Annotated in this window: 7 protein-coding genes; 5 read left to right on the forward strand and 2 right to left on the reverse strand. The window is 61.9% G+C overall.

All coding sequences use genetic code 11. From position 1 onward, the window contains the following. Positions 1-58: 58 nt before the first annotated feature. On the reverse strand, positions 59-1516 hold the full coding sequence (pepD, locus tag B3229_RS06800; RefSeq protein WP_286870180.1) for a beta-Ala-His dipeptidase: 1458 nt from the start codon (positions 1514-1516) through the stop codon (positions 59-61). A 253-nt stretch (positions 1517-1769) separates the two neighbouring features. On the opposite strand from pepD, the gene gpt reads away from it, so the two are divergent. From gpt to B3229_RS06820, 4 genes are all read left to right on the forward strand, one after another. Next, positions 1770-2231, forward strand: coding sequence for a xanthine phosphoribosyltransferase (gene gpt / locus B3229_RS06805; protein ID WP_033752804.1), 462 nt, complete (start codon positions 1770-1772; stop codon positions 2229-2231). 176 nt (positions 2232-2407) lie between these two features. After that, complete coding sequence (gene frsA, locus B3229_RS06810; protein WP_286870181.1) at positions 2408-3655, forward strand: esterase FrsA; 1248 nt, start codon at positions 2408-2410, stop codon at positions 3653-3655. A gap of 58 nt (positions 3656-3713) precedes the next feature. Beyond that, complete coding sequence (gene crl, locus B3229_RS06815; protein WP_286870182.1) at positions 3714-4112, forward strand: sigma factor-binding protein Crl; 399 nt, start codon at positions 3714-3716, stop codon at positions 4110-4112. A 486-nt stretch (positions 4113-4598) separates the two neighbouring features. Continuing rightward, a complete protein-coding gene (locus B3229_RS06820; RefSeq protein ID WP_286870183.1) occupies positions 4599-10565 on the forward strand; it encodes an autotransporter outer membrane beta-barrel domain-containing protein in 5967 nt (1988 codons plus the stop codon). Positions 10566-10818: 253 nt separating this feature from the next. Here B3229_RS06820 and ompC read toward each other — a convergent pair whose 3' ends face one another. Then, on the reverse strand, positions 10819-11931 hold the full coding sequence (gene ompC, locus B3229_RS06825; RefSeq protein WP_286870184.1) for a porin OmpC: 1113 nt from the start codon (positions 11929-11931) through the stop codon (positions 10819-10821). Between the two features lie 255 nt (positions 11932-12186). Between ompC and proB the strand changes: the two genes are divergently transcribed. After that, a complete protein-coding gene (gene proB / locus B3229_RS06830; RefSeq protein ID WP_048785595.1) occupies positions 12187-13290 on the forward strand; it encodes a glutamate 5-kinase in 1104 nt (367 codons plus the stop codon). Position 13291: the final 1 nt, after the last annotated feature.

The following is a 13291-nucleotide window of genomic DNA, read 5'->3' on the forward strand; positions in this document are numbered from 1 at the left end:
AGCGCAGAGCAACATTCCTAAACCAGACCGAAGCCTGGTTTATCAAAACATGACGCGCTTACTTTTCTGGAATCACATTCAGCAGAGTAGTGAGCAGTTTCCAGTAAAGGCCAACGCTCTCAATATGCACCTGCTCGTCCGGCGAGTGCGGACCGGTGATGGTCGGGCCGATAGAAACCATATCCATGTTCGGGTAAGGCTTCTTGAACAGACCGCACTCGAGACCGGCGTGGATCACCTGAATGTTCGGCGTTTTGTCGAACAGCGCGATATAGGTCTGACGGGTCAGCGCCATAATCGGCGAGTTGGCGTCAGGCTGCCAGCCCGGATAGCCGCCTTTCGGTTTAGTCTGCGCGCCAGCCAGCTGGCCGAGGGAGGTCAGCATCTGCACCACGTAGTCGCGGCCGGTGTCGATCAGCGAACGGATCAGGCAGTTAATCTCCGCCTTGTCATGATCCATGGTGACCACGCCGACGTTCAGCGAGGTTTCCACCACGCCTTTCGCCACGTCGGAGTTGCGGATAACGCCGTTCGGCGTGCTGTTCAGCAGGTTCAGGAAACGGTCGCGGCTCTCTGCGCTCAGCGCCTCGCCCTGATGCGCCAGCGGCTCGGTAACGACGTTGATGTTCTTCTCGTTCACGCCGTGCTCGTTTTGCAGCGCCAGCAGGAAGTGCGCCGCGGCTGATTTCAGCGCGTCGACCTTATGGCTCTCGACCGCCAGCGTAGCGAAGGCCTCGCGCGGGATAGCGTTGCGCAGCGTGCCGCCGGTAAAGTCAATCAGACGCAGGTCGAGCTCGGCGGCGTGCGCGGCGAGGAATCGCGCCAGCAGCTTGTTGGCATTGCCGAGACCCATATGGATATCCGCGCCGGAGTGGCCGCCGCGCAGCCCTTTCAGGGTCAGCTTCAGGGTGTCGAAATCAGCCGGAACCGCTTCGCGCGTCAGCGGCAGGGTAGTGATAAAGTCGATGCCGCCGGCGCAGCCCATGTAGATCTCGCCTTCCTCTTCCGAGTCGGTGTTGATCAGGATCTCAGCCTGCAGCCAGTTCGGCTGCAGACCGAAGGCGCCGTCCATGCCGGTCTCTTCGGTCATGGTGAGCAGCACTTCCAGCGGGCCGTGAGTCAGGCTGCTGTCGGCCAGCACCGCCAGCGCGGACGCCATGCCGATGCCGTTGTCGGCGCCCAGCGTGGTGCCGCGCGCCTTCACCCATTCGCCATCAATATAGGGCTGAATCGGATCTTTAGTGAAGTCATGGGCGGTGTCGTTGTTTTTCTGCGGCACCATATCGAGGTGAGCCTGCAGCGCCACCGGCGTGCGGTTTTCCATCCCGGCGGTTGCCGGTTTGCGGATCAGGATATTGCCGACCGCGTCGCGCTCGACCCAAAAACCTTGCTCTTTCGCCCAGCCGACAATATAGGTGGCCAGCGCTTCTTCATGAAAAGAGGGGTGCGGAATGGAGCAGATTTTGGCGAAGATATCCCACAGCGGTTGGGGAGAAAGCTGAGACAATTCAGACACGACAGGTCTCCTGTGTCAGTGCGCCGGCCAGGCCGGTGTGCGCGAGTTTCCAGTGAATGGTCGCCGTCAGCGAATCTGACGTGATGGGGCTGAGAATATCACTGTTATCGCCGGGTGCGTACTCAGGCGCGCTAAAAAGCCGCAACCAGTGGTTCGGATGCTGGTTTTTAGCGCTGAGGATCCTTATAATCTCGCGCAACCTTTTTCCCGTTGCACATTTTTAAGCCGATTAAACTGGCTGGGATCGCTATTCATGAGTGAAAAATACGTCGTTACCTGGGACATGCTGCAGATTCATGCCCGCAAACTGGCTCAGCGCCTGCTGCCTGTCGAACAGTGGAAGGGCATTATCGCGGTCAGCCGCGGCGGCCTGGTGCCGGCTTCTCTGCTGGCGCGCGAGCTCGGCATTCGCTATGTCGACACCGTCTGCATCTCCAGCTACGACCACGACCATCAGCGCGAGATGACCGTGCTTAAGCGCGCGGAAGGCGACGGCGAAGGCTTTATCGTCATCGACGACCTGGTGGACACCGGCGGCACCGCGCAGGCGATCCGCGAGATGTATCCTAAAGCGCATTTCGTCACTATCTTCGCTAAGCCGGCAGGCCGCCCGCTGGTGGACGACTACGTGGTGGATATCCCGCAGAACACCTGGATCGAGCAGCCGTGGGACATGGGCGTGGTTTACATTCCGCCTATCGTTAAAGGCGCCTGATCGTTTCGTGTTAACAGCGCCCGGCTTGCCGGGCGTTGTGCTTTCTGCCGCCGGCATCCGATAGACGGCGGGTAGCATGGCCTGCCCGCAACGCGTCCTGCGCTCTTTTGCACCTCGCGCCGCCCCTGACCCTGCAGTACACTTAGCCTCTGCCAGAGCCGTCAGGAGAACCGAGCATGTCGAGCAAAAATCTCAGCGAAGAGCTATTTAAGCCGCACTACAACTACCCCGAAACCTCCTCGCTGGTGCATCGCCAGCATCACGCCCAGGTAGACGTCGAAGCGACGCTGGACGGCAGCAGCCAGCACGGCTGGTATCGCATGCTCAACAAACTGATGTGGACGTGGCGCGGCGTGCCGCCGCAGGAGATCATCGAAGTGCTGGCGCGTATCGCCAACAGCGACCAGCGCCATACCGACGACGCGCTGCTCGACACCGTGATCGGTTTTCGCAGCGGCAACTGGGCGTTTGAGTGGTCGAAGCAGGCGGGCCGCTGGCAGGCGCGCGCGCAGGAAGAGCGCGACGACAGCCTGGCTGGCGAATACTGGCTGCGCGCTTCGCACCTCTTTAGCATGGCCGCCTATCCCTATATCAAAGGCGACGAGCTGGCGGATCAGGCGCAGACGCTGGCGAATCGCGCCTACGAAGAGGCGACGCGTCGACTGCCCGGCGAACTCAGGGCGCTGAGCTTTAATATCGAGGGCGGCAGCCCGATCACCGGCTTTCTGCATATGCCGCCCAACGTCTCGGCGCCGTATCCCACCGTGCTGCTGTGCGGCGGCCTCGACTCGCTGCAAAGCGATCACTATCGCCTGTTCCATGACTATCTGGCGCCGCGCGGCATCGCCATGCTGACGCTGGATATGCCGTCGGTGGGCTTCTCCGTGAAGTGGCGGCTCAACCAGGACACCAGCTTCCTGCATCAGCAGGTGTTGCGCGATCTGGCGAACGTGCCCTGGATCGATCACCGGCGCGTGGCGGCGTTCGGCTATCGCTTCGGCGCCAACGTCGCGGTGCGGCTCGCCTATCTGGAAGCGCCGCGCCTGCGCGCCGTCGCGACGCTCGGGCCGATGGTGCACAGCCTGCTGACCAGCGCGCAGCAGCAGGACGCCATCCCGGATATGTATATGGATATGCTCGCCAGCCGCCTCGGCATGGCCTTTACCAGCGACAGCGCGCTGCGCACCGAGCTGAATCGCTACTCGCTCAAAGTGCAGGGGCTGCTGGGCCGCCGCACCCCGACGCCGATGCTGGCGGGCTACTGGCCGGACGATCCCTTCGGCCCGGAAGAGGACGCGCGGCTGATCGCCAGCTCCTCCGCCGACGGCAAACTGCTGCCGATCGCCGTCAGGCCGGCGCTGGCGAATTTCGAGCGCGCGCTGAATGAGGTTTGCGACTGGCTGGCAAAGCGGTTACAACAGTAGCTGGCAAATTCACAGCGGTTTGCTTTAATACTAACGGTCAAACTTATGGAGAATTAGCATGACGTTACCGAGTGGTCATCCCCGTAGTCGCCTGCTTAAGCGCTTCACCGAGCTGGGACCGTATATCCGCGAAGGGAAATGTGAAGAAACGCGGTTCTTTTTCGACTGCCTGGCCGCCTGCGTCAATGTCAAACCCGCGCCGGAAAGCCGTGAGTTCTGGGGCTGGTGGATGGAGCTGGACGCGCAGCAAGACCATTTTACCTACGTTTATCATATTGGCCTGTTCGATAAAGACGGCGACTGGTCCGTGGCGAACATCAAGGGAAAAGAGAACAATCAGAAGGTGGAAGAGACGCTGCGTAACTTCCATACCCGGCTGAAAGCGATGTTGCAGGAGCTGAATCTGGGGCTGGCGCCCGCCAGCGGCTTTAAAGAGCCGGTCGATCTCAGCGCTTAATTCTGAACCCTGAATGGCAGGCATAGTTCGATTCGCTTCGGCTATGCCTGTTCTGCATTATTGCTGCGCTTGCGCTGCGTTTATATTTCCTCCTCTTTATTGCTATTTCCTGACGCGTCAGTTTTTACCTCTTTTACTCCCGCTTTTATTTAATTTTCCCATTCAGACAAAAAACATTTCCGCTGCTTATTTGATTATGGATATTAACTAAACCTGCTTTATAAAAGCAGGATAATCAACGTTGCCAGCCGAAATAGCAGATCCAGATAAATCAGAGTGCGGCACGGCATAATTCTTATTCTCATTTTATTGAGGGGGATCGCACTGACGATTTGTAGACGTTTTCCTGACGAAATGGTGTGATACCCGCCAGCGCGACTGCAACTGTCGCGGCTTTTCTCCGTTTGTTATCGGCAAAAAAAGAATGCCAACCCGGACACCTAAAAGTCTGGGTGGTCCTGTGCTGTCTCTCTGGAGGAAAACCCTTTGTTTAAATTAAATCCGCTGTTATTAAGCCTGGCCGCTGCGCCCGGGCTGCTTTTTCCGATTACCGGTAGTCAGGCCGCTACGTTAAAACCTTTTTCCCCGTTATTAAATGACAATAAGGCAGGCGTATTTTGTGTCTGTAATGGCTCGACGCAAACCCTGAGCGGTATTCAGCGCTTTCAGCCGGGCGAGGATGGCGGCCGCCCCATTACCGTCGGCGAATTATTATCAGGCGGCAGAATTATTTCCGATGACAATGTTATCGGCGCGGATCGCCTGACGTTCGGCGCGCAGGATTATCTGATTAACGTGCCTGACGGCAACGGCAGCGGCAATAATCCGCTGCCGGTGTTTAATTCGGCGAATATCAGCGCGCTCGCCTCGGTCACGCCCGCCAGCGAATTACCCAACTACTACAACGTCAACGGACAGCAGTATATCGATGCCCGCGTGGCGCAGGTGAGCAACGGCACCATTAACGTCGATATCGGCGTCGACGGCGCGGCCACCACCGCCGCCACCAACGGCTGGAGCATGGCGGCGAAGCAGAGCCAGCTGTTTACCGCCAGCGGCAGCGGGGCGATGAACTGGCAGTCGGCTAACCGCATCGCCTTTACCGGATCCTATACCGAATACACTTCCAACCTGGCCTGGTGGGTAGATAACGTCGCCCAGTACAGCGGTCCCTTCAGCGTCACCACGCTGGACGGCAACAGCCGCGAATTCAACGTCGCCAGCCTGAGCGATCTGCGGCAGTACAACGACTGGCTGATTGAGCAGCTGCAGAGCGGCAACCTCAGCGCCGGCAGCTACAACGGCGAATTCAATAAGGCGCTGTCGCTCTACAGCGCGCCCATCGCCTATGTGATCGACGCCGATGAATACAACGACGAGGTGACGCTGCCGGTGGGCGAGCGCTCGGTGCTGAGCGCCGACGGCCCTGGCGCCAGCGTCTCGGTGCAGAAGGGCGCCACGCTGGAGGTGGTCGACTCCGACGGCGGCGCGGTGCGCGCCACCAACGGCGCGAAGGCCACCATTGACGGCAAGCTGGCCGCCAGCGGATCGGCGGCCCATGACAACACCGCGCTGCGGCTGGCGGGCGCCAGCGGCGTCAATAACGGCGTCATCAACGGCGGCTTCTTCAACAACGCAGACGGCAGCGGCGTGGATGCGGCGACGCTCGGCTACAGCGGCACCGCGGTGCTGGCGACCGGCGGCAGCCGTTTCGTCAACAACGGCGTGCTTAATTACGCCACCACGCAACCGGGCAGCGCGCTGCGGCTAAGCGACGCCCAAGGGATCAATAACGGCGCGATTAACCTCGGCGTGGCGGCGTCGAGCGGCAGCCACAGCAGCGCGGGCGTCTTGCTCGACACCAGCGGCGCCAGCTTTATTAACACCGCGGGCGGCGTGATCTATGTCGGCCGCGCGCCGCAGAACGCGAAAAGCGACATCGTGGAGGAGGTGGCGATTAACCAGAGCGGCGGCGTCAGCGCCATTTCGCAGCGGTTTAACTCCACCGCGATCAACGACGGGCGCATCGTGCTCGGCAGACTGGTGCAAAATGCCGCCGCCATGCGCGTCGAAAGCGGCCCGGAGGCGATTGCGCTCAACAACGGCACCATCGATCTCAACGGCCGCGCGCAGTTTCGCCCGGCGGAAAGCATCGGCCTGCTGGCGATCGATTCCGGCAGCGGCGGACTGGTGGGCAACAACGGCACCATCAACCTTAACGGCGACGGCGGCACCGGCATCAAGGTCATCGCCAGCGACGGCGAGCGCGCCAGCGCCTTTTCCAGCGGGGCGATCAACGTCACCGGCCGCGCCGATACCCTGAACGGCAGCTTCAACACGGCGGTCTGGGTCAACGGGCAGGGCAGCGGCGACGCCTCCGCCACGCTGAGCGGACCGATCGCTCTGCAGGGCTACGGCGCGGTCGGCATTCGCGCCGAGGGAGACGCCACGGTCGATCTCACCGCCGATGCGGTGCCGCAGCTCGGCGGCAGCGGAGAGTATCAGATGGGTTTCCTCGCCATCGGACCGAATGCGCACATCAATCTGCCGCAGGCGGGCAACTATGCCACCGGCCCTGACGACTGGTACGCCACCATTTTTCGCTATCAGGACGGCGCGGACTTCGACGGCGCCGGGCTGACCATCGCGCCGGGCGCGGCGTTCTCCACCGGCATCGAAGCGGTGGGCGAGGGTTCGGTGGTCAACACCCACGGCGCGACGTTTAATATCGGCAACACCTCGACCGGCCTGCGCATCGAGGGCGGCGCGCAGGGCACCATCGATGCGGCGACGCAGCTTAACCTCAACGTCGGCGGCGCGACGGCGGCGGTGGTGGACGGCAACTACTACAACCTGACGCGCTACATCACCAACAGCTTCGACCAGCCTTTCGCCTCGACGCTGGTCAACCACGCGAATATCAACGGTCAGAGCGGCCTGCAGGTCGGTTTGATCGCCCAGTACGGCGGCGCGCTGACCAACACCGGCGACATCAGCCTGCGCGGCGAACAGAGCTACGGCATCCAGGCGCTGGTCGGCGGCCAGGCGACCAGCAGCGGCACCATTAGCGTCAGCGACGGCGCGGTGGCGCTCTTTGCATCGGGCTACGTCTTTGCCGATCCGGGAAACAGCACCATTACCAGCAGCGGCACGCTGAACGTGACGGCAGGCAGCGCGGACGGCTTTTTCCCTACCACCGGACTGTATGCGGTGGGCGATGGGGCGCGCATCGAGCAGAACGGCACGATTAACCTCTACGGCGAGAACGCGCTGGCGGGCGAGGCGCTCTACGGCGGCTGGATTACGCTTGGCCCGCAGAGCAAAGTGGTGTTCCACGACGCTAACCAGACCGGCTACCGGCTGGTGGAGGGCGGCGGCATTCTGAATACCCAGGGCGGCAGCCAGGATGTGACAACCAGTGGGTCAACGCTCTATCGACTCGCCAACGGCGCGATTTTCGGCGCGCAGGCGGCCAGCATCACCCTGAGCGGCGACGACACCACCGGCATTCATATTTCAGACTACGGCACCACCATGTACGGCAACGATAACTACACCCTGAACGGCAAAGGCGCGGTGGCGCTGCGCGCCGATAACGGCGCCTATGCGGAGCTCAGTAATGTCGTGCTGAACGGCGAGAACAGTATCGGCGCCATCAGCGAGAACGGCGACGGTGCGGTGTTCAGCTATGGCGAACTCAGCGGCAGCGGCAAAAATATTACTGGCCTGCAGGCCAGCAGCGGCGCCACGGTGATGAATATCGGCACCGTCAATCTTACCGGCGAGAACAGCACCGGCGTGCGGCTATTTAACAATGGCCGCGCGATCAACGAAAGTCTGATCAGGGTCGCATCCGGCATCGGCATCAACGTCAGCCAGGGGGCCGGATTGTATCAGCCTTATAACGGCACGGTGCAGGTAGACGGCGGCATCGCCGGGGCGCGCGTCGGCGAAAACGCCACGCTCAATATCGACGGCGACGAACTGTTCCGCAGCGGTATCTGGACCAACGGCGGCGCGGATGCGGTGCTGCTGGATCGCGGCGCGGCGGGGCTCCAGGTGAGCGACATTATCCTCAGCGCCCAGGGGGGCGGTAGCGTGATCAACAACCGCGCGGAAACCGCCAACATAGCCTTGAACAACGCCTATATGGTCGCCGTGGATGGCGCAGGCATCCGCTCCGCCACCTCGTTTGACTATAGCGGCAGCGCTTTTATAGAGGCGATGGGCAGCGCGACCGGCTATCTGTTCCAGAATGAGGATGGCTCAACCACCGCTAACGATCTGCGGGTAGGGCCGGGCTATCAGATTATCGTCAGCGGCAGCGGCGACGCGATCCGCGCTAATACCAGAGGGCGAGTCTTCTCCGACGGCTTTATCGCCATCACCAGCGAGAGCGGCGGGTCGGCCATTGTTACCCGCACCGCCAGCGAGGTCGTTAACCGCGGATCGATCTTCTCCAACAGTCGCGTGGCGCCGGTGATCGATCTGCGCGGCGGCCAGACGCTGTTTATCAACCAGGGCGATATCAGCACCACCTATCCGGACACGCCTGTCGTGGCGGGCGGCGCCACTAATGACCAGCTCGCCTTTATCGGCGGCAGCGTCATCGGCGAGGTCGATACCGGCAACGGCAGCGATACGCTTGTCGTCACCGGCGGCACCCTCAACGGCAGCCTGACCATGGGCAGTGGCGCAAACAACCAGGCGCTGATTGAGAACGTCAGCCTGGCGAATACCCGTCATATCACCACCGCGGGCGGCGTCGGCAGCACGCTCAGCTTCAGCAACATCGACGCCAGCGGCGGCTCCCTCAGCGCCGATGACCTCAGCAAGGGGGTTAACCTCGGCGCGGGCTGGAGCACGCTTAACTTCACTAAAACCCAGTGGACGCTGACCGATAACCTGAAGCTGGCGCACAGCACCATCAATATCGACCGCGACTCCACGCTGTTTGCCGGGAATAACGTCAACCCGCTGCTGGCGGGCGCCACCGACGACTCGCTGGTGGTGAACAACGCCGGTACGCTCGATCTGAGCAACGGCGGCGCGGGCAACAATCTGCTGACCATCGACGGCACGCTGGCGTCGCTCGGCGGCACGCTGCGGCTGGCGACGAGGCTTAGCGGCGCAGGCGGCCAGAGCGATGCGCTGCGGGTGAACGGCGACGTCACCGGCACCACGCTGATTGACGATCGTATTCTCGCAGGCAGCGCCGCGACGCAGAGCGACGCCAGCGGCGACGGCGCGATCGACGGCCGCGAAGGCGTCTCGCTGGCGCAGGTTTCCGGCAACGCCAGCGCCGACAGCTTCGCGCTGCAGGGCGGCTATCTTGCCGCCGGGCCCTGGCAGTATGGGCTATATGCGTTTGCGCCCGACGGCAGCGGCGCGGGCTGGGACTACCGGCTTGCTAACCGCTATGTCTGCGAGGACGGTACGCTGTGCCAGCCGCAGGCGGGCCGCGCCGCATCGCGCGCGGCGCGTCCGGCGCTGGCGCCGCAGGTGCCCTCGTATCTCTCCGCGCCGGTCGGTCTGGCCTACTACACCCAGGCGATTACCGACGATCTGCATAAGCGTCTCGGCGAACTGCGCGACGGCCAGCGCAGCGGCGCGGGCGGCGAGCTGTTCCTGCGCTATCTCGGCTCGAATCTGACATATCAGAGCAACCGCGACTTTAGCGACTACGGCTTTGACGCCGATATCGACTACAGCGCGGTGCAGCTCGGCGGCAACCTGCTGCAGCTGGACGGCGCGAGCGACAGCCTGCGCGGCGGCGTCGCCTATACGCGCGGCAATACGCGCATTCGTCCGCACGCGGCCGACGGCTACAGCGCTACCACGTTCGACAGCGACAGCGTCTCGTTCTACGGCACCTGGCAGCGCGACAGCGGCTTCTATCTGGACGGCTCGCTGAGCTGGAGTTGGCACCGCGGCGACACCGATATCGCCCGGCAAAAAGAGGTGGCGAAGCTGAAGGCCGACGGCTGGAGCGCCTCGCTGGAAACGGGATATCCCTTTGTTTTTGCCAACGGCCTGCGTCTTGAGCCGCAGGCGCAGCTCACCTGGATGCGCCTTAAGTTCGACGACGCTACCGATAAGGATGGCACCACCGTGAAGTTCGACGACGACGATCAGACCATCGGCCGTCTCGGCGCGCGGCTGGATCGCACCTGGCAGGATGACGCGCAGCGCGAATATACGCCTTATCTGCGCGCCAACTACTCTCGCGGCTGGGGCGGCGGATCGAAGGTGAAAGTCGGCGCGGCGGGGAGCGACATCAGCCAGGATTTCAACAGCGGCAGGTTCGGGCAGATGTGGGACGTCGGGGTAGGCGGCACCACCCGCTTCCGCAACGACGTGTCGCTCTACGCCGAAGCGGACTACCGCAAGGAGATTGACGGCAACGGCGCGAAGGGGTGGCGTTATAATGCCGGGGTACGCTGGACGTTCTGAGTGCGAATGGCAAACCGCACGGATGTTAAAGCGCGGGTGGGGCGGGACGAAGAGCAAAGCGTCCCGCGACAGGGATGTCGCGGGCCGAGCGCGCAGGGAAGCCTTGAGCGACTTTGCGATCGGGCCGCCCCACCCGCGCCGTGCCCGCAGAAGAAAAAGAAAGGGCCGCTGATGAGGCGGCCCTTGTTTATCAGACACATTGAGGGGAAAGCACTGATGCCGTCGCGCGTCGCGTCGCGGCGGCGTCAGATTTTTAGAACTGGTAGGTCATGCCCAGCGCAACCACGTCGTCGTTGTTCAGGCTTAGACGGTTGTCGTCGTCCAGCTGGTTGATTTTGTAATCCACGAACGCCGACATGTTTTTGTTGAAGTAGTAGGTGGCGCCCACGTCGATATATTTCACCAGATCCGCATCGCCGATACCGTTTTCGATATCTTTGCCTTTGGTCTGCACGTAGCCCAGTGACGGACGCAGGCCGAAATCAAACTGATACTGCGCCACCAGCTCGATATTCTGCGCTTTGTTCGCCGCGCCCGCTGCCGCCAGACCCGTTGCGCGGTTGGTGCCGCTGAACGGCGTCATATTGCGCGTTTCGGTATAGATAGCGGCCAGATAGACGCTGTTGGCATCATATTTCACGCCTGCGCCCCAGGAGTCGGCACGGTCGCCCTGACCGTAAACGCGCGCCTGCTGCTGGTTGGTGCGGTCGGAAGAGGTGATTGCCGACATCACGCTGATGCCGGTATCGGCGATGGTGTAGCCCAGCGACGCGCCGTAGCCGTCGCCGTTCTGACGGTTGATGTCGGTACGCGAGTTGGCGCCGTTGGCGTCGTTGCGGCCCTGGTACTGCAGCGCGAAGCGCAGGCCGTCAACCAGACCAAAGAAGTTGTTGTTGCGATAGGTGGCTACGCCGGTGGCGCGCTGCGTCATATAGCTGTCCGCACGCGCGGTGCCGTCGCCGCCGAATTCCGGGAAGACGTCGGTCCAGGCTTCGACATCATAGAGCACGCCGTAGTTGCGGCCGTAATCGACAGAGCCGTACTGACCAAACTTCAGACCGGCAAAGCCCAGACGGGTTTTGTTGCCGTTATTGGCGTCGGCGCCTTCAGAGTTATTGACGTTGTACTGATATTCCCACTGGCCGTAACCGGTCATCAGGTCGTTGATCTGGGTCTGGCCTTTGAAGCCGATACGTACATAGGACTTATCCCCGTCCTGGCTGTCCGCGTCGCTCAGGTAGTGCATCGCTTTTACTTTGCCGTAGAAGTCCAGCTTATTGCCGTCTTTGTTATACACTTCCGCCGCGTGAGCAGCAGAAGTCAGCGCCAGAGCAGAGACGACGAGTGCCAGTGTACTTTTCTTCATTTGCTATCAATCCCGATGAGTAAAATGTGTTATGCCCCTGAAAAGGGCTTATAAAACAGGGGACGTTTTACCGTCTGGAGATGAACGTTTTATGACATTTTTTCTGATTTCTTGTGATATGCGAACTTTTGGTCTACTCGCTTGTCTCGGGTTTTTCGTGCTTTTCCCCGGCGGAGAGTTGGCTTCGCTTCCTACTCCTGATAAAAAGTTCCTTCGCAGAAATTTTTTTCTTTTTTTACTTAAACGGCAGGAAATATGAGCGGCAGTCAGACCCTGGTGGTCAAATTGGGGACCAGCGTCCTTACCGGCGGTTCGCGCCGGTTGAATCGGGCGCATATGGTGGAACTGGTTCGTCAGTGCGCGCAGCAGCACGCGGCCGGCCATCGCATCGTGATCGTCACCTCCGGCGCGATGGCCGCCGGGCGCGAGCACCTGGGTTACCCGGAACTGCCCCCTACCATCGCCTCAAAGCAGCTGCTGGCTGCGGTGGGGCAGAGCCGTTTAATTCAGCTGTGGGAGCAGCTGTTCTCTATCTACGGCATCCATATCGGCCAGATGCTGCTGACCCGCGCGGATATGGAGGATCGCGAGCGTTTCCTCAACGCCCGCGACACCCTGCGCGCGCTGCTGGACAACCATATCGTGCCGGTGATTAACGAAAATGACGCGGTGGCCACGGCGGAGATTAAAGTCGGCGACAACGATAACCTGTCGGCGCTGGCAGCGATGCTGGGCGGCGCCGACAAGCTGCTGCTGCTCACCGATCAGCAGGGGCTCTATACGGCCGATCCGCGCAGCAATCCGCAGGCGGAGCTGATCGCCGACGTGCATGAAATCGACGACGCGCTGCGCGCGCTGGCGGGCGACAGCGTCTCTGGCCTGGGCACCGGCGGCATGTCCACCAAGCTGCAGGCGGCGGACGTCGCCTGTCGCGCCGGCATCGACACCATTATCGCCGCGGGCAGCCGTCCCGGCGTGATCGCCGACGTGATCGCCGGCAACCCGGTCGGCACACGCTTTCACGCCATGCAGTCGCCGCTGGAGAACCGCAAGCGCTGGATCTTCGGCGCGCCGCCGGCCGGTGAGATCACCGTGGACGACGGCGCGCTGGCGGCGATGCTGGAACGCGGCAGTTCGCTGCTGCCGAAAGGCATTCGCGAGGTGCGCGGCAACTTTTCGCGCGGCGAGGTGATCCGCATTCGCAGCCTGCAGGGCCGCGATATCGCGCACGGCGTCTCCCGCTACAATAGCGATGCGCTGCGCATCATCGCCGGCCATCACAGCCAGCAGATCGGGGAGATCCTCGGCTACGAATACGGCCCGGTGGCCGTGCATCGCGACGACATGATCGTCAGTTAAG

Source organism: Pantoea sp. UBA5035 (genome assembly GCF_002415245.1).
Classification (GTDB): Bacteria; Pseudomonadota; Gammaproteobacteria; order Enterobacterales; family Enterobacteriaceae; genus Pantoea; species Pantoea septica.

Coding starts and splice junctions, on each gene's coding strand:
- gpt (WP_033752804.1), top strand. CDS start 1,770: ATGAGTGAAAAATACGTCGTTACCTGGGACATGCTGCAGATTCATGCC.
- frsA (WP_286870181.1), top strand. CDS start 2,408: ATGTCGAGCAAAAATCTCAGCGAAGAGCTATTTAAGCCGCACTACAAC.
- crl (WP_286870182.1), top strand. CDS start 3,714: ATGACGTTACCGAGTGGTCATCCCCGTAGTCGCCTGCTTAAGCGCTTC.
- ompC (WP_286870184.1), bottom strand. CDS start 11,931: ATGAAGAAAAGTACACTGGCACTCGTCGTCTCTGCTCTGGCGCTGACT.
- proB (WP_048785595.1), top strand. CDS start 12,187: ATGAGCGGCAGTCAGACCCTGGTGGTCAAATTGGGGACCAGCGTCCTT.